Raw genomic sequence first — 16,519 nt, 5'->3', positions numbered from 1 at the left:
AAAAATAAGAATACTATTGTAAATAAAAACATTATAAAAAATTGATTTATAAGAACTTATGTTAACTTTTTTCTTCGTTTTATCATGAACTAAATAGTACTTTAAATACTATTACCCCAAAAATTATTTAAAAGGATCATTTTATAATGATATTTTTCTAAGAACAAGAGTTAGAAATTTAGTTGAGTTGAAAAGTAAAAAATTATTGAGCTTTCGTGATAGTTCGAAAGTTTTTAATGAAAGCTTTAATATGTTTTGTATAATTGTTGATTATTCATGATAGCAGATTTAAAAGATTTTCTTACTGAACGATTATTAAAAGCTCTACCTGGTGATAATGCTCATCAGCAAATGATGGCAAAGCCAATAGGGCAGCGTTTTAAAATGAAGTATAGTGAACCGCCAAAAAAAGGGGCAGTCATGATCGCTTTATATCCTTTTGATAATAAGGTTTATTTCCCTTTAATGAAACGACCACCGTATCAGGGGGTGCATGGTGGACAAGTGAGTTTGCCAGGTGGGAAAAAGGAAGATTCTGATCAAACATTGATCGAAACAGCTATTAGAGAAACTTATGAGGAAATTGGAGTAAAAATATCCGATCAGCAAGTAATCGGTAGTTTATCTGACTTGAATGTGACAGCTAGTAACTTTATTGTAAAGCCTGTCATTAGCATCTTAAATGAAAAACCAGAATTTTCAAGAGATCCTCGAGAAGTCGAACATATTTTTCAAGCAGAATTGGAACATTTAATCCATCCTCAAACCATACAAGAGAAGGAATTAACGGTCGCAAAGGAAGTTAGATTGAAAGCTCCTTTTTTTGATATTGATGAAAAAGTTGTGTGGGGAGCAACTGCTATGATCCTCAGTGAATTTGTTGAAATTTTAAAAGAACATTATAAATAATGGAGAAGCCTTTAATTACTAATGATGCCGTTACTTTAGGATTATTATTTATCATTTTAGCATTCGTATTTGTTACTGCATCAAGTAAAAAGGAAGGATGGAAAAAATTCTACCGCTTCGTACCTTCTGTTTTATTATGTTATTTCCTACCTTCTTTATTAAATACATTCGGTATAGTATCCGGTGAAGATTCTAATCTCTATTTTGTGGCATCTCGATATCTATTACCCACATCATTAGTATTATTAACCTTATCGGTTGATTTAAAAGCGATCTCAAGTTTAGGAACTAAAGCTGTGGTTATGTTTTTGGCCGGCACCTTAGGTATTGTAATTGGAGGACCAATAGCAATCCTAATAGTTTCATCATTTGCTCCTGATGTTGTAGGAGGAGTTGGTCCAGATGCAGTATGGAGAGGAATGGCCACTATTGCAGGAAGTTGGATCGGTGGAGGTGCTAATCAGGCAGCTATGTTTGAAACTTTCGGAGCAAGCGAAGATCTCTTTGCCACTATGGTAACTGTGGATGTTATTATAGCTAATATTTGGATGGCCTTCTTATTATATGGTGTCGGAATTTCAAAAAAACTAGATAAAAAATTAAAAGCAGATGCCTCTGCGATTGAGGAAGTGAAAGTGGGAATTGAGAAATATCAAGCCTCTATTATGAAAATTCCTCATTTGCATGAGGTAGTTACCGTTCTAGCGGTAGGCTTTGGGGCTACAGCGATAGCTCATTTTGGGGCAGATCTTATAGCGCCATGGATAGCAGAAAATGCCCCTCAGTTAGATAAGTTTAGTTTAACGTCATCATTTTTCTGGATTGTAATAATTGCCACGACCATAGGTTTAATGCTTTCATTCACAAAAGCTAGGAAATTAGAAGGAGTAGGAGCGTCAAGGTTAGGAAGTGTTATGATTTACATATTAGTGGCCTCTATTGGAATGCTTATGGATGTTACTGAAATATTTGATAATCCAGGATTTTTTATTGTGGGCGCTATTTGGATGTCTATTCATGTAATAGTCCTTCTATTGATAGCTAAATTAATAAAGGCGCCATTCTTTTTTGTAGCCGTTGGTAGTCAAGCCAATGTGGGTGGTGCAGCTTCAGCCCCCATTGTAGCAGGTGCTTTTCACCCAAGTTTAGCCCCGGTTGGTGTTTTATTAGCCGTGCTAGGTTATGTTTTAGGTACTTATGCAGCTTATATCTGTGGATTATTATTGCAAGCGGCTTCCGTTAGTTGATATGTGATATTAGTCGTAAAGTGCTGATAATTAATAATTTGAAACATATGTTCTATAGCTTCGTTTTTAATTAGTACTAAGCATTTTTTTAATAGAATACTTTATATGATTTATTTTACAAGAGCTAAAATAATTACTATTTCGGCAATTGTTTTTTTATTTAGTGTTAGCAACTCATTTAAAGCAATTTCCCAGGGCGAAAACCCTATTTTTCCTTGGAATGTGGAGTTGAGAGCAGGTCCTTCTTTTCCAACGGGCAGTTTAGCAAATCGCGTCAGTACTGGATTTAATGTTGGAGCTAGACTAGGTTATTCTGTCAGAGAAAGGTTAATATTAAGGACTGATCTAACAACTGAATTGCTTCCTGGCATACTAGGTTTTGATGACAGTCAGATTTGGCATTATTCGGCTGGTGTGGAATACCTATTTACAGATCAGGGGCAAACGGATTGGAGAATATCCGCTCATGGAGGTATGGGAGCTAGTACCATCACTTTCGATGATATATCTGAATTGGCCAGCACAAATCTTTCTTTTAATTATGGATTGAAGCTTGGTAGAGGAATTACCGATAATTTTGATTGGTTTGTGAGTGTAATGGGGAGAAGCGTTATTTCTGACTCTCAAAATAATTCTTCATTAGATAGCTTTACCACCTTTCCAATTACCATAGGGATTAACCATAGGTTTAATTTAAATGATAAACCAGTTACGGATAAGTTTGAACAACCACCAAATTAAATACTTCTAACGGAGTATTATTATCATGACCAATCTGCTAACTAGATGACAATACACTAAATACTCTTCATTTTTTGTCTACTCTTAATTATGATGATCGTGAAATAGCAGATTGTAGTTAATATGATATAAACACATCCTTTATGTTTCCTATTTCGTTTTTACTGAAGTATTCTTCTGTGAATAAATTTTTTCACCAAAAGAAATATTTTTTCAAAATATAGTATGCATGCATACTATATTTTTGTATATTTGAATTCCATGAAAAGAGAAGAATCAATAGACTACAACATAAAAGCGGCCTGGCATGCTATTTCGCGCATGTACAATCAACAGGCGGTAAAGCATGGAATTACAACTTCGATAGGGTTTGTATTACTTAATATCAATACCAAAGAAGGAACTCCAGCTACTAAAATAGCTCCCTTAATGGGGTTAGAGAGTAGAAGTCTGACCAGAATGCTTAAAAATATGGAGGAGAAAGGCTTAATTTATAAAAAGCCAGATCCTGAAGATAAAAGATCAGTAAGAATATTCTTAACAGACTTAGGGATAGAGAAAAAAGCTATATCAAGAGAGACGGTAAAAACTTTCAATGAGGAAGTGATCAAAACTATTGATCAGGAGAAATTGGAAGTTTTTTTTGATGTCATCAATAGTGTAAATGACATTATTGAAAATAGTGACATATATAAAAATAAAGAATCAGTTCATTAATTTTTAAAATTTAAACCACAACGACTAAATGAAACGAAACATTAGAAAAGTAGCCGTTTTAGGTTCTGGCATCATGGGTTCAAGGATTGCTTGCCATTTTGCTAACATAGGTGTGGAGGTGCTTTTACTAGATATTGTACCTTTCGAACTTACGGATGCTGAAAAAAAACAAGGCCTAACTAAGGAAGATCCTCAGGTGAGAAATCGTATTGTAAACGATGCCTTTCAATCAACTTTAAAAGGAAAACCTGCTTCCCTATATCATAAAGACTTTGCCAAAAGAATTACATTAGGCAATTTCGATGATGATATGCACAAAATTAAAGATTGCGATTGGGTATTAGAAGCTGTGGTTGAGCGTCTAGATATCAAAAAGCAGGTTTTTGAAAATGTAGAGAAACACAGAACTAAGGGTACAATTATATCTTCTAATACATCAGGTATTCCTATTCATATGATGTTGGAAGATAGAAGTGAAGACTTCCAGAAACACTTTATTGGAACCCACTTCTTTAACCCACCACGTTACTTAAAATTATTAGAGATAATCCCAACTCCTAAAACGGATCAATCAATCACAGATTTCTTAATGCATTACGGAGATCTGTATTTGGGTAAGACTACTGTATTATGTAAAGATACTCCAGCATTCATTGCTAACCGAGTAGGGATATACGCTATCTTAAAAGTGGTAGATTCAATGCAAAAACTTGGGTTAAACATTGATGAAATTGATAAATTAACAGGACCAGCAATCGGTAGACCAAAATCAGCTACGTTCAGAACTTCTGATGTTGTAGGTTTAGATACTTTAATTAAGGTAGCAAATGGTTTATATGATAATCTACCTAATGATGAATCTAGAGATACATTCAAATTACCAGACGTAATTGGGAAATTAGAAGAAAATAAGTGGTTAGGAGATAAGACAGGTCAAGGATTCTATAAAAAAACTAAGAAAGATGGTAAGACTGAGATCTTAACCTTAGACTTAGATTCAATGGAATATAAGCCCAAAACGAAACCAAAATTTGCTACACTTGAAGCAAGTAAGCAGGTTTCAAATCTAAAAGATAGATTCCCAGTTCTTTTAGGTGGCAAAGATAAGGCAGGTGAATTCTACAGAGATTCATTCTATGGCTTATTCCAATATTCATCTAACCGTATTCCTGAAATTTCTGACGAATTATACAGAATTGATCAGGCAATTTGTACTGGATTTGGTTGGGAAATTGGTCCATTTGAAACTTGGGATACTCTTGGTGTTAAGAAAACAGTTGAGAAAATGGAAGAAGCAGGTTATAAACCAAATCAATGGGTTTATGATATGCTAGATTCAGGTGCTGATTCTTTCTACAGAGTAGAAGCAGGTCAGAAACAATATTATGACATCGATAGCAAGAAATATGTAAATATTCCTGGTACTGAAGAGTTCATTATTCTTGAAAACTTAAAAGAAAGTGGAAAAGAAATATGGAGTAATGCCGAAGCAGGAATCATTGATCTTGGGGATGGAATTATTAATGTAGAATTCAGGTCTAAATCAAATACTTTAGGAGGTGGCGTTGTTGAAGCCATCAATAAAGGTATTTCAATGGCAGAAGAAAAATACAGAGGGGTTGTAATCTCAAATGAAGGATCGAATTTCTCATTAGGGGCCAACCTAGGTATGGTATTTATGTTTGCCATTGAACAAGAGTATGATGAATTAGATTTCATGATTCGTCAATTCCAGCAAACTATGATGCGTGCGCGTTATTCTGCTGTTCCAGTAGTAGTGGCTCCTCATAATATGGCTTTAGGTGGCGGTTGCGAGTTATCTATGCACGCTGACCACATTCAGGCATCTGCTGAAACTTATATTGGTTTAGTAGAAGTTGGAGTTGGTGTTATTCCTGGTGGTGGAGGTACTAAAGAAAATGCCCTTCGCGTTGCAGACAGATTCCAAGATGGTGATGTTGAGCTAAATGCTTTACAAAACGCTTATATGAATATTGCAATGGCAAAAGTGGCAACTTCTGCTCATGAGGCAATTGATATGGGGATCTTGAGACCATCTGATGGAATTAGTGTAAATAGAAGCAGACAGATAGCGGATGCTAAACAAGCTGCTATTCGATTAGCAGATGCAGGCTACACAATGCCAGTTCAAAGAGAAGATATCAAAGTTCAAGGAAAAACAGGTATCGCTTTATTTAAGGCAGGTGTTAATGGAATGAAGATGGGAAGATATATTTCTGAACACGATCAAAAGATAGCTGATAAGTTAGCTTATGTGATGTGTGGTGGAGACTTATCTTATCCTCAAGAAGTTTCTGAACAATACCTATTGGATTTAGAAAGAGAAGCATTCTTGTCATTATTGGGTGAGAAGAAAACACTCGAAAGAATTCAATCAGTTTTACAAGGAGGTAAACCACTTCGTAATTAGAACACAGATATTAGATGTTTAGATAATAGATGAAAGATTGAAAATGCATAATTATAAAAAACTTAAAATTTGGGAGAAATCAATGGAGCTGTCTCTATCGGTTTATCAAATCACAAATACTTTTCCCTCGGAGGAAAGATTTGGATTGACATCTCAGATTAGAAGGTGTGCAGTTTCTATACCGTCTAATATAGCTGAAGGATCTTCGAGAGATTCAAGCAAAGATTTTTCTAGGTTCTTGAGAATATCTATCGGTTCTAGTTTTGAACTAGAAACTCAATTGTTGTTAAGTAAAGAGCTGGGCTTTCTATCAGAAAGAAATTTTGATCATGTTAAAGATATTTTAGATGAAGTCCAGAAAATGCTTAATTCTTTTATTAAGAAAATGAATGTAGAAGTCTAGACTCTAGGTTCTAGATTCTAAAAATCTAAAAAATAAAAAAAATGGACGCATATATAGTAGCAGGATATAGAACGGCTGTAACAAGAGCCAAAAAAGGAGGTTTCCGGTTTACTCGCCCGGATGATCTAGCCTCTGATGTCATCAAGCACTTGGTTTCTCAAGTTGATGGCGTTGAGAATAAAATGGTAGATGACCTTATCGTAGGTAATGCTGTGCAAGAAGCGGAGCAAGGAATGCAAATGGGAAGAATGATTTCCTTATTAGCATTAGGAAAAGAAGTGCCCGGTATGGTGATCAATAGATATTGTGGATCTGGATTAGAAGCAATTAATATTGCAGCCTCAAAAATTCAGGCTGGTTATGGTGATATTATCATTGCTGGAGGTACAGAATCAATGTCTATGGTACCAATTATGGGTTATAAAACAGCCTTGAATTATAAAATAGCAACTGAAACGCCTGATTATTATACTTCAATGGGTTTAACAGCTGAGCAAATTGCACAGCAATGGAAAATCTCAAGAGAAGATCAGGATGAGTTTGCATATAATTCTCACATGAAAGCTTTACAGGCCCAAAAAGAGGGGAAATTCGATGATGAAATCGTGCCTATTAATGTAAAGGAAACATATGTTGAGAATGGTAAAAAGAAAACAAGAGACTTTACGGTTGATAAAGATGAAGGTCCTAGAGCTGGAACAAGTACTGAAGTTTTAGGAAAACTAAGACCGGTATTTGCTCAAGGAGGTTCAGTTACCGCTGGTAATTCTTCACCAACTAATGATGGTGCATCATTCACCATGGTGATGTCAGAAAGAATGGTGAAAGAATTAAATGTTAAGCCTATCGCAAGAATGGTAGGTTTTGGTGTTGCAGGTGTTGAGCCAAGAATTATGGGTATAGGTCCAGTTGAAGCTGTGCCTAAAGCACTAAAGAATGCAGGCTTAAAATTAAACGACATTGATTTAATTGAATTGAATGAAGCATTTGCAGCTCAATCATTAGCTGTGATTAGAGAATTGGATTTAGATCAATCGAAATTAAATGTAAATGGTGGAGCTATTGCATTAGGTCACCCATTAGGATGTTCTGGTGCAAAACTTTCAGTTCAAGTTTTAAATGAATTGAAGAGAACTAACGGTAAATACGGAATGGTTACAGCATGTATTGGTGGTGGACAAGGTATTGCCGGCATTTACGAAATGATGTAAAAAAATATGATACTAGAGTCTAGAATCTAGATTCTAGTATCCAAAATTAAATTTATTCTGGTGTTTCTTTTTCATCTATGATGAAGGAGAAAGCATTACAGATACCAAATACTAAACATTAATATTATGAGTACTACAGAGAAAAAATTCACAGCAAAAGGAGGAGCTTTTCTTATTGAAGAAACTCCTGCTCAGGCAGTATTCACTCCAGAAGAGTGGACAGAAGAGCAGCAAATGATTGCTCAAACTTGTAAAGATTTCTTAGAACAAGAAATCTATCCTAGATTAGATGAAATTGATGACGTAAAAGGGAATCCTGAATTAATGCCTAAGTTATTGGATAAATCAGGTGAATTAGGTCTTTTAGGTACATCAGTTCCTGAAGAATATGAAGGTTTCGGTATGGATTTCAATACTTCAATGCTAGTAGCAGAAGTAATTGGAGCAGGGCATTCATTTGCTGTTGCGTTATCGGCACATACTGGTATAGGTACTTTGCCAATTTTATATTACGGTACTGAAGAGCAAAAGAAAAAATACTTACCAAAATTAGCAACTGGTGAGTGGAAAGCATCATACTGCCTAACTGAGCCAGATTCTGGTTCTGATGCTAATGCTGCGAAAACGAAAGCAGTTTTATCTGATGATAAAAAACACTATATCATTAATGGTCAAAAAATGTGGATCACGAATGGTGGTTTTGCAGATGTATTTATCGTTTTTGCTAAAATTGATGATGACAAAAACTTATCAGCTTTCATAGTTGAAAAAGAATTTGGTGGTGTTACTATGAATGAAGAAGAAGCTAAGATGGGTATTAAAGGTTCTTCTACTCGTCAGGTATTCTTTAATGATTGCAAAGTTCCAGTTGAGAACATGCTATCTGAAAGAGAAAACGGTTTTAAAATTGCCGTTAATATCTTAAATATTGGGAGAATTAAATTAGGAGCTTCTGCAATTGGTGCTTCAAAAGGTATTATCGCTCAAGCTTCTCAATATGCTAATGAAAGAAAGCAGTTTGGAACTTCTATCGGTAGCTTTGGCGCTATCAAACACAAAGTAGCTGAAATGGCTGCAAGAACCTATGCTTCTGAATCGGCAGCTTACAGAGCAGGTCAGAATATTGATGATGCTTATGAGGATATGATCGCTAATGGTATGGATGAAGCAGAAGCTAAATTAAAATCTGTAGAAGAATTTGCCATTGAATGTGCAATTATGAAAGTACATGCATCAGAGGTGTTAGATTATGTAGCAGATGAAGGAGTACAGATTTATGGCGGTATGGGATTCTCTGCTGATGCTCCAATGGATAGAGCTTACAGAGATGCTCGTATTAATAGAATATTCGAGGGTACTAATGAAATCAATAGAATGTTAACTATTGATATGTTATTGAAAAGAGCTATGAAGGGTAAGCTTGATTTAATGACTCCAGCCATGAATGTTCAGAAAGAATTAACTTCTATTCCTGATTTCGGTGCTGAAGAAGAGGATACTTTATTCGCAAAAGAAAAGAAAGTATTAGCTAACTTAAAGAAAGCTGGCTTAATGATTTCTGGTGCTGCAGTTCAAAAGTATATGCAAAAGCTGTCTCATGAACAGGAAATCTTAATGAACTTAGCCGATATGCTGATAGAAGTATATACAGCAGAATCTGCTTTATTAAGAACCGAAAAGTTAATTGGCATTAAAGGAGAAAAAGCTTGCGAGCAGCAAATCAATATGACAAAATTATATCTGCATAGAGCTGTAGAGGTAGCTAATAGAGCAGGTAAAGAGGCAATTTTTGCCTTCGCTGAAGGAGATGAGCAACGAATGATGTTGTTAGGGCTGAAGCGTTTTAGTAAAATTGAGCCTATGAACTTAAAAGAAGTAAGAAGATCAGTTGCTGATCACGTTTTAGAAAAACAAGCTTACGAATTTTAAGAAATAGATTAATAGTAATTAAAATGAAAAGCTCGAATTTGATTCGGGCTTTTTTCTTATACTTTCAATATTCTCTATTTGTAATTAATACATTAGTTATAATTACTCCAATAGTTGTATTTAATCTAAAATTTTCACAATTTCAGGCCTCATAAAACCTAATTGAACATGTTAACTTTTCAGATTAAACACCAAGATCGCTATTCGCGTGGTGAATTATTATTAAGATCCTTCTTTGGATGGATATATATTCAAATACCTCATTTTTTCCTTTTAATGTTCCTTGGAATTTGGGGAGGTGTTTTACAAATCATCTCATTCTTTGTGATTTTATTCACAGGAAGGTATCCAGAAAGCTTTTTTGAATACCAAGTTCAACTAATTAGATGGCAAACAAGAGTTAATGCTCGTATATTTAATTTAGCTGATGATTATCCACCATTTGGTCTAGATGCAAAAGATCCTTATGTAGAAATACAGGTTCAATACCCAGAAAGGATCAGTCGAGGGTTGGTATTACTAAGATTATTTTTTGGCGCCATATATGTTATTATTCCACATGCCTTTATACTTTTCTTTCGATTAATCTGGTGTCAAATATTAGCATTTGTCGCATGGTGGGTAGTGCTTTTCACAGGAGAATACCCGAAATCATGGCATGAGTTTATTGTAGGTACATTTAGATGGAGCACCAGAGTTAATCTTTATATGTCATATATGACTGATATTTACCCTCCGTTTACCGGAAAACCAATGCAATAAGATGACTGTAGATAATTACCAAAGCATTCCGCAACCTGATGAAATAGATATTAGGGAAAAAGAAGATGCAATGGGGGCTTACCTAATGATGTTTGCAGCATTAGGCGCAGGCCTTCCATTACCAATTCTTAATTTAATTGCTGCCATTATATATTATTATATAAATAAAGGTAAAAGTCTCTTTGTTCGTTTTCATGCTTTGCAATCCTTATTAAGTCAATTGCCTACCTCATTATTGAATGCGGTAGCTGTATTTTGGGGTTTAAGAATTATTTTTCTTGATTATCCCTTTACGGATGTGTTTAAAGGCTATTTATGGTTGGTAGGAATTGCCAATTTATTATACATAATTTTTAGTCTGATAGGTGCGGTAAAAGCTAGAAAAGGAGAAATGTATTACTTTATTTTATTCGGTAGACTTTCTTATCAATCTGTTTTTAAAAAGAAATCCTTTGAACAAAATAGAATTGTAAACCAACCTCCTAAATAGCATGAATAAGAATTTAAGAGACTTATTAATTATCTTAATCTTTGCTCTAGCCATTTGGGCTGGTTTTACATATTTTTCTACCACTACTGAGAAGAATGAATTAATATCTTTCCAGAAAGAGGATGAGATAGCTGATTTCTTTAATGATCAAATATTCAAAGAGTATGAATCTATAGAAGATGAATCAGTTGATTCAACTCTAAATATTATAATGGATAGGTTATCTACTGGAATGGATTCATTAAGTTATCAGTATGATATTCATATTTTGAAATCAGAACAAGTAAATGCATTTACAGCCTTTAACGGTCAGATTTTTATTTTTACTGCTTTAATTGAACAGACTGAATCAGCTGAAGAGCTTGCTGCTGTATTAGCACATGAATTGGCGCATGCTGAAAATCGACATGTTATTAAGAATCTCATAAAGGAGTTAGGGTTAAATTCTTTAATCTTAATTATGTCCGGAGGTGACCCTGTTGTATTACAGGAAATAAGCAAATTGGTAGTGAGTAGCGGATTTAGTAGAAAAATGGAAAGAGAAGCAGATGAATATGCTGTTAAATATTTAAAAGCTGCAGAATTAAATCCAAATAGGCTAACTCAGTTCTTCTTAAAATTAAAGCAATCTAAAGCGAATATTCCAGATGCTTTTAAATGGGTTTCTTCTCATCCTGGATTAAAGGATAGAATTGAATATGTTACAAAACAGCTGGGAGATTCAACCTATGAAAAACCATTTGATATAGATTGGAAAGAATTTAAAGAACTGACAAAAATAAATTAGATGGGCTAATAAATTATTTATTTGTACTTTATCTATAAAAAATGACCGTTTATAGAATAATTTCAAGAAATATATAAAAAAAATATTGATAGGCTTGACGGGTAAAAAAAAAGACTCTACTTTTATAACATCTTATACAAGTCAATGACTTTGTAAGGTTTTGGTTGAAATAGAAAGGCAGCTGGGGAGCTGCCTTTCGCTTTTCTAGCCCCTCCCAATTATTTAACCAAGATTAAGCCATTTCTTTCTGTTCTCTAATTGATAATCAGAGACTTCTTTTTGACTCTCTATGACATAACTGTTGAAGTAATTGACATCTTCAATTTTTAAAGAGACTTCCTTGATTTTTTGATTTCTCAGAACTTGTACTACATATTCAGGATTTCCGGACTCAAACCACAACTCAGAAGTTTCATCAAACTTAATCCCGTTAATTGAAATAATTTGATCTCCTATTCTTAATTTTTTTTCTGCAATACTTTTTGGAGCTATATTAAGTATTTTATCTTCATTTGTTTTGATTCCAAAATATCGACTCAGTAGGTTTTCATTTTTCTTTATAGTTAAATCAAAACCAAATTCTGATAATAGCGAATTCAATTCATCTTCAATCGGTTTCGTTCCCGTTATGTAATCATAAGAGTATTGTGATAAATCTTCCCCCATTACTTCTTCAGCAGTTTTAAGGTAATCTTCAGCAGAATATCCTTGATCATTTTTGTAATAATTATTCCATAGTAATCTCATTACATCATCTAATGATTTTTCACCTTTACTTTTTAAAATTATTCTTAAGTCAAGAATTAAGGCAATCAGTGCTCCCTTTACATAAATAGAAACTTTTCGATGTGGAATTCCGGCTTCATATCCATCTAGCCATAAATCATAAGATGATTCAGCTAATGAATAATTGAACCTGCCATAGTTTTCAAAATGTCTCTTAAATAATTTATTTAATTCTTTTTGATACCAATCTAAATCTTTAACTCCACTTCGAATCAAAAATAAATCTCCATAATAAGTGGTTACTCCTTCCGCAACATATCCAGTCGTAAAGTAATTTTCTTTATCAAAATCATAAGGATGCATCTCCTGTGGTCTTATTCTTATGATATTCCAATAATGAAATAGCTCATGAGAGCTAATTCCTAATAAATTCGAGTAAAATTCATCACTATTAAATTCTTTAGCGGGCCCTAAAACAATGCATGTACTATTTAAATGCTCTACTCCATGATAAGCTTTTTCAGGTAAAATTTGAAACAGGAAATGATAATCCTTGCTTTCAAATTCTTGCATAGTTTCTAATTGATGCTGACTGAAATTCTTGAAGTCCTTTATAATTTTACTTTCGTCATCGATTTTAAAATCTCCCCTAAACCAGAGATGGAAATTATAATTATCTATACTGTATTTTAAATGTTTTAATCTTGCACCAACTAGTGCAGGGCTATCCACCAATTGATAAAAGTTATCCGCAATTAAAGTGGTTCCTTCTTTTTGCAGCCCGCAAGCTATTTGCCAATCACTTGGAATATCTAACAATACTTTATACTGCTGATTCATGTTATCTGCATCATAAAGCATACAGTTAATAAAATTCAAATACCAATGTTCTTCATCAACAAATGTGCTTCCACCATCGATTATTGAAGTATAGATTTGATATTGAATAATGTAACTATAGGTATCAGACTCTATCTCCCAGCTGTTTTTATCAGTTTTTTTAAAGGAGAGGGGTTTATGATTTGAGTCATATGCTTTAAATCCTCTTAAGTATTTTGAGAAGTTTCCTAATTGATATCTGCCTGGGCGCCAGTTTGATAATTTCAGTTTTAATTTATCTGAATTAGTGTTTAATTTAATTTCAATATTTAAAAATGGGTCTTGAGGATGATTTTGAGATAATCTATATTCAATCATTATCGATTTATTTAAAAAACCATATTACATTTGTGCAGTAAAGTTCATGATTTATAAGGAGATATAAAAAGTGTAATGCGCTTAGTATTTTCAAAAACTATTTTGCAGAAACAAATTAACTGCTTATCTTTGCAGCCCTTATTACAGAACAAGAAAATAATTAAAATATAAAGATATGAAACGTACATTTCAGCCTTCTCAAAGGAAAAGAAAAAACAAGCATGGATTCAGAGCTAGAATGGAATCTGTTAATGGTAGAAACGTTTTAGCAAGAAGAAGAGCGAAAGGACGTCACAAATTGACTGTTTCAGACGAAAAGAGCAAGCATAGAAAATAATTCTGCTATGCAGGAAGGCGCATGTCTGTAATTCCGGACAATAACGATTTTTCTTTTAAGAAAACTGAGCGCTTACATCATAGAAATGATATTAAGGAGCTTTTTGAAAAGGGCTCCTCTTTTTATTTATACCCATTTAAGGTTTTATACCTAACGCAGAAGTTAACTGAAAAACATAGCCCTCAACAAATTTTAATTTCCGTCCCCAAAAGGAAATTTAAAAAAGCCCCTGATCGAAATTTTATTAAAAGACAAATCAGAGAAGCTTACCGGCAAAACAAATCTTTGATTGCTCCTGATTTGCTTAATAAAAATTTAAGGATTGCTTATATTTACACTTCAGACAAAAAAATGCCTACTCTAACTTTAGCTAAAAAACTAAAAAAGACTTTGGAGCGTTTGTCACAAGAATTGAAGTAAAGCATCTTTTATATGAAGTTAACCAATAAATCTTTTATTGCTATTGCTGTGGCGGCTTTAGTATTTTTAGCATCTTTTCAAATACAGAAAAATGACAGGTATTTTGAAATCATCAAAAACTTAGACGTTTTTACTACTCTATATAAGGAACTAAACACCTATTATGTCGATGAAATCAATCCAACTGATATTATAGAGATTGGAATTGAGGCCATGCTTCAATCTCTTGATCCCTACACCAATTTCATTCCTGAAGATAAAATTGAAGATTACAGAATAATGTCAACTGGTCAATATGGTGGCATTGGAACAACTCTTGGAAAGATTGAAGGAAGAAATGTTGTGATGATGGTTTTCGAAGGGGCTCCAGCGGAAACAGCAGGAGTTAATATTGGGGATGAATTATTGGAAGTTGACGGAAATCCAATCTCAGATTATTCAACAGATGAAATTAATAAGCTACTTAAAGGGCAAATTGGAACTCAAGTTGAGGTAAAAGTAAAAAGAAGCGGTGAAAAAAGACCACTTTCTTTTACCGTAGAAAGACAGAGAATTAATATTGAGAGTGTTCCGTATTATGGTATAATTGAAAATGATATTGCTTATATACGTTTAACTGAATTTTCTAGCGGTGCAGGTGCTTCAGTTCGGGCTGCTTTAGTAGAACTAAAAGGAAAAGGTGCTAAAAAAGTAATCCTAGATTTAAGAGGGAATCCAGGAGGACTTTTGAATGAGTCAATTGAAGTCTCTAATGTATTTATCCCAAAAGGTTTAGAAGTAGTGAGCACTAAAGGTAAAATTGAAGAATGGAATAAAACCTATACTGCCAATAAAAATCCAGTTGATATTAATATTCCGCTTGCAGTCCTAATAAGCAATAATAGTGCTTCCGCTTCAGAAATTGTAGCTGGAACTATTCAAGATTATGACAGAGGAGTATTGGTGGGACAAAGAAGTTTCGGGAAAGGTTTAGTGCAAGCAACCAGGCCATTGAGTTATAATAGCCAATTGAAAATAACAACCGCAAAATATTATATTCCAAGCGGAAGATGTATACAAGCCATAGATTATAGCCACAGAAATGAAGATGGAAGCATTGAAAAAATTCCAGATTCATTAAAAACGGAATTTAAAACAAGAGCTGGTAGAGTTGTTTATGATGGAGGAGGAGTATCTCCAGAGTTTAAAGTTGAGAATAAAGGCTTAGCGCCTATAACCATTCAATTAATCAAAAAGGGTTTTATCTTTGATTTCGCCACTGAATACTTCTATAATAATGAAGAAAGTGTTCCAGATCCTAAATCCTTCGCTATTACAGATAATTTGTATACTCAATTTATAGATTGGGTATCAACTAAAGATTACAGTTATATTACGGCTACTGAAAGAGCCATTAATAAGTTAAAAGAAACTGCTGACTCTGATAAATATTTAGAATTTCTTGAAAAGGAAATCAGGGCTTTAGAAACGGATATACAAGAACATAAAAAGGAGGATTTAAAAGTTTTTAGTTCTGAAATTAAAAAGGCATTGAAAGAAGAAATTATTTCACGTTATCATAAACGACAAGGAATGATTGAATCATCCTTTGAGAATGATGAAGAGGTAGAAGCAGCCATTCAATTGCTTAATAATTCAAATAAATATCAGGGTCTTCTAGAGGTTGAAAATTAATGGACTTTTATTTCCTATTATTTTTAGCTGGTTTAATTGGAGGTTTAATTTCAGGTTTACTCGGTGTAGGTGGAGGAATTGTATACATACTAATTCTACCAATTGCTTTTAATTATATAGGTATTCCTGATCAGGAAATCGCTCAGTTTACAATTGCTAATTCTCTTTTCGGGACATTCTTTGCGGCCTTGTTTTCTACTTCCAATCATATAAAACACGGTGAATTTTATCCAAAACAGATTTTACCCATTAGTATATTTTCAATAATTGCGGGCTTGCTGTCCTTGTTTTTTATTGTAAATACTCCTTTCTATTCAAGGGAAGTATTCAATGTTGTGGTAATATTTCTTTTAGGGGGTATGCTTTTCTCAACCTTATTCAATGCGAAAAAGCAAAATCAATTTAAGGAAAGAAATTCCAGCAATTATTCATTGCTATCCTTAACAGGACTTTCTGCAGGTTTGGCTGCGTCTTTAACAGGCTTAGGAGGTGGAGTTATAATTATTCCTTTTTTGAATCAAGGGTTTAAGATGGGAGT

General features: G+C 33.8%; 16 protein-coding genes (1 of these 16 only partly in view). 15 read left to right on the top strand and 1 reads right to left on the bottom strand.

Annotated features, from left to right (window positions below; genetic code table 11):
- Positions 1 to 276 precede the first annotated feature (276 nt).
- The 11 genes from QYS47_RS16270 (at position 277) to QYS47_RS16220 (ending at position 11,627) form a co-directional block, all read left to right on the top strand.
- Positions 277 to 909, top strand: coding sequence for an NUDIX hydrolase (locus QYS47_RS16270; protein ID WP_322347144.1), 633 nt, complete (start codon positions 277 to 279; stop codon positions 907 to 909).
- Positions 909 to 2,156, top strand: a complete 1,248-nt coding sequence (locus QYS47_RS16265; protein WP_322347143.1) for a DUF819 family protein — start codon at positions 909 to 911, stop codon at positions 2,154 to 2,156. The genes QYS47_RS16270 and QYS47_RS16265 overlap by 1 nt, the downstream gene beginning before the upstream one ends.
- A gap of 105 nt (positions 2,157 to 2,261) precedes the next feature.
- Positions 2,262 to 2,897, top strand: a complete 636-nt coding sequence (locus QYS47_RS16260; RefSeq protein WP_322347142.1) for a hypothetical protein — start codon at positions 2,262 to 2,264, stop codon at positions 2,895 to 2,897.
- Positions 2,898 to 3,158: 261 nt separating this feature from the next.
- A complete protein-coding gene (locus QYS47_RS16255) occupies positions 3,159 to 3,614 on the top strand; it encodes a MarR family winged helix-turn-helix transcriptional regulator (protein ID WP_322347141.1) in 456 nt (151 codons plus the stop codon).
- Between the two features lie 28 nt (positions 3,615 to 3,642).
- A complete protein-coding gene (locus tag QYS47_RS16250; RefSeq protein ID WP_322347140.1) occupies positions 3,643 to 6,045 on the top strand; it encodes a 3-hydroxyacyl-CoA dehydrogenase/enoyl-CoA hydratase family protein in 2,403 nt (800 codons plus the stop codon).
- 43 nt (positions 6,046 to 6,088) lie between these two features.
- Positions 6,089 to 6,448 (top strand): four helix bundle protein, encoded by a 360-nt coding sequence (locus QYS47_RS16245; RefSeq protein ID WP_322347139.1) that lies wholly within the window; start codon positions 6,089 to 6,091, stop codon positions 6,446 to 6,448.
- 41 nt (positions 6,449 to 6,489) lie between these two features.
- A complete protein-coding gene (locus tag QYS47_RS16240; RefSeq protein ID WP_322347138.1) occupies positions 6,490 to 7,659 on the top strand; it encodes a thiolase family protein in 1,170 nt (389 codons plus the stop codon).
- A 126-nt stretch (positions 7,660 to 7,785) separates the two neighbouring features.
- Positions 7,786 to 9,588 carry an acyl-CoA dehydrogenase family protein gene (locus QYS47_RS16235; RefSeq protein ID WP_322347137.1) on the top strand — a complete coding sequence of 601 codons (1,803 nt, stop codon included), beginning with the start codon at positions 7,786 to 7,788 and terminating at the stop codon, positions 9,586 to 9,588.
- Positions 9,589 to 9,756: 168 nt separating this feature from the next.
- The gene (locus QYS47_RS16230; RefSeq protein WP_322347136.1) at positions 9,757 to 10,350 is read left to right on the top strand and encodes a DUF4389 domain-containing protein; all 594 of its coding nucleotides are present in this window, start codon (positions 9,757 to 9,759) and stop codon (positions 10,348 to 10,350) included.
- A gap of 1 nt (position 10,351) precedes the next feature.
- Positions 10,352 to 10,840 (top strand): DUF4870 domain-containing protein, encoded by a 489-nt coding sequence (locus QYS47_RS16225; protein ID WP_322347135.1) that lies wholly within the window; start codon positions 10,352 to 10,354, stop codon positions 10,838 to 10,840.
- A 1-nt stretch (position 10,841) separates the two neighbouring features.
- On the top strand, positions 10,842 to 11,627 hold the full coding sequence (locus tag QYS47_RS16220) for a M48 family metallopeptidase (protein ID WP_322347134.1): 786 nt from the start codon (positions 10,842 to 10,844) through the stop codon (positions 11,625 to 11,627).
- Positions 11,628 to 11,849: 222 nt separating this feature from the next.
- Here QYS47_RS16220 and QYS47_RS16215 read toward each other — a convergent pair whose 3' ends face one another.
- Positions 11,850 to 13,550, bottom strand: a complete 1,701-nt coding sequence (locus QYS47_RS16215; RefSeq protein WP_322347133.1) for a M61 family metallopeptidase — start codon at positions 13,548 to 13,550, stop codon at positions 11,850 to 11,852.
- Between the two features lie 175 nt (positions 13,551 to 13,725).
- On the opposite strand from QYS47_RS16215, the gene rpmH reads away from it, so the two are divergent.
- The 4 genes in view from rpmH to QYS47_RS16195 are tightly spaced (at most 21 nt apart) and all read left to right on the top strand, a layout consistent with a single transcriptional unit that may run on beyond the window.
- Positions 13,726 to 13,887 carry a 50S ribosomal protein L34 gene (gene rpmH / locus QYS47_RS16210; protein ID WP_308355707.1) on the top strand — a complete coding sequence of 54 codons (162 nt, stop codon included), beginning with the start codon at positions 13,726 to 13,728 and terminating at the stop codon, positions 13,885 to 13,887.
- Positions 13,888 to 13,908: 21 nt separating this feature from the next.
- Entirely contained in the window at positions 13,909 to 14,307 is a 399-nt protein-coding gene (gene rnpA, locus QYS47_RS16205) for a ribonuclease P protein component (protein WP_302122805.1), read from the top strand.
- A gap of 12 nt (positions 14,308 to 14,319) precedes the next feature.
- Positions 14,320 to 15,981 carry a S41 family peptidase gene (locus tag QYS47_RS16200; RefSeq protein WP_322347132.1) on the top strand — a complete coding sequence of 554 codons (1,662 nt, stop codon included), beginning with the start codon at positions 14,320 to 14,322 and terminating at the stop codon, positions 15,979 to 15,981.
- A protein-coding gene (locus QYS47_RS16195) for a sulfite exporter TauE/SafE family protein (protein ID WP_302122807.1) crosses the window boundary here: on the top strand, positions 15,981 to 16,519 show its 5' portion. 274 nt of this gene lie beyond the right edge of the window; the window shows 539 of its 813 coding nt (coding positions 1-539); the start codon lies at positions 15,981 to 15,983; its stop codon lies off the right edge, out of view. Before QYS47_RS16200 ends, QYS47_RS16195 begins: the two co-directional genes overlap by 1 nt.

The organism is Marivirga arenosa (assembly GCF_030503875.2).
GTDB classification, from domain to species: domain Bacteria; phylum Bacteroidota; class Bacteroidia; order Cytophagales; family Cyclobacteriaceae; genus Marivirga; species Marivirga arenosa.
The sequence above is the reverse complement of the archived record's forward strand: the minus strand, read 5'-3'. Positions and strand labels throughout refer to the sequence as shown.

Coding starts and splice junctions, on each gene's coding strand:
- rpmH (WP_308355707.1), top strand. CDS start 13,726: ATGAAACGTACATTTCAGCCTTCTCAAAGGAAAAGAAAAAACAAGCAT.
- rnpA (WP_302122805.1), top strand. CDS start 13,909: ATGTCTGTAATTCCGGACAATAACGATTTTTCTTTTAAGAAAACTGAG.
- QYS47_RS16200 (WP_322347132.1), top strand. CDS start 14,320: ATGAAGTTAACCAATAAATCTTTTATTGCTATTGCTGTGGCGGCTTTA.
- QYS47_RS16235 (WP_322347137.1), top strand. CDS start 7,786: ATGAGTACTACAGAGAAAAAATTCACAGCAAAAGGAGGAGCTTTTCTT.
- QYS47_RS16245 (WP_322347139.1), top strand. CDS start 6,089: ATGCATAATTATAAAAAACTTAAAATTTGGGAGAAATCAATGGAGCTG.
- QYS47_RS16260 (WP_322347142.1), top strand. CDS start 2,262: ATGATTTATTTTACAAGAGCTAAAATAATTACTATTTCGGCAATTGTT.
- QYS47_RS16215 (WP_322347133.1), bottom strand. CDS start 13,550: ATGATTGAATATAGATTATCTCAAAATCATCCTCAAGACCCATTTTTA.
- QYS47_RS16220 (WP_322347134.1), top strand. CDS start 10,842: ATGAATAAGAATTTAAGAGACTTATTAATTATCTTAATCTTTGCTCTA.
- QYS47_RS16265 (WP_322347143.1), top strand. CDS start 909: ATGGAGAAGCCTTTAATTACTAATGATGCCGTTACTTTAGGATTATTA.
- QYS47_RS16270 (WP_322347144.1), top strand. CDS start 277: ATGATAGCAGATTTAAAAGATTTTCTTACTGAACGATTATTAAAAGCT.
- QYS47_RS16225 (WP_322347135.1), top strand. CDS start 10,352: ATGACTGTAGATAATTACCAAAGCATTCCGCAACCTGATGAAATAGAT.
- QYS47_RS16255 (WP_322347141.1), top strand. CDS start 3,159: ATGAAAAGAGAAGAATCAATAGACTACAACATAAAAGCGGCCTGGCAT.
- QYS47_RS16240 (WP_322347138.1), top strand. CDS start 6,490: ATGGACGCATATATAGTAGCAGGATATAGAACGGCTGTAACAAGAGCC.
- QYS47_RS16230 (WP_322347136.1), top strand. CDS start 9,757: ATGTTAACTTTTCAGATTAAACACCAAGATCGCTATTCGCGTGGTGAA.
- QYS47_RS16250 (WP_322347140.1), top strand. CDS start 3,643: ATGAAACGAAACATTAGAAAAGTAGCCGTTTTAGGTTCTGGCATCATG.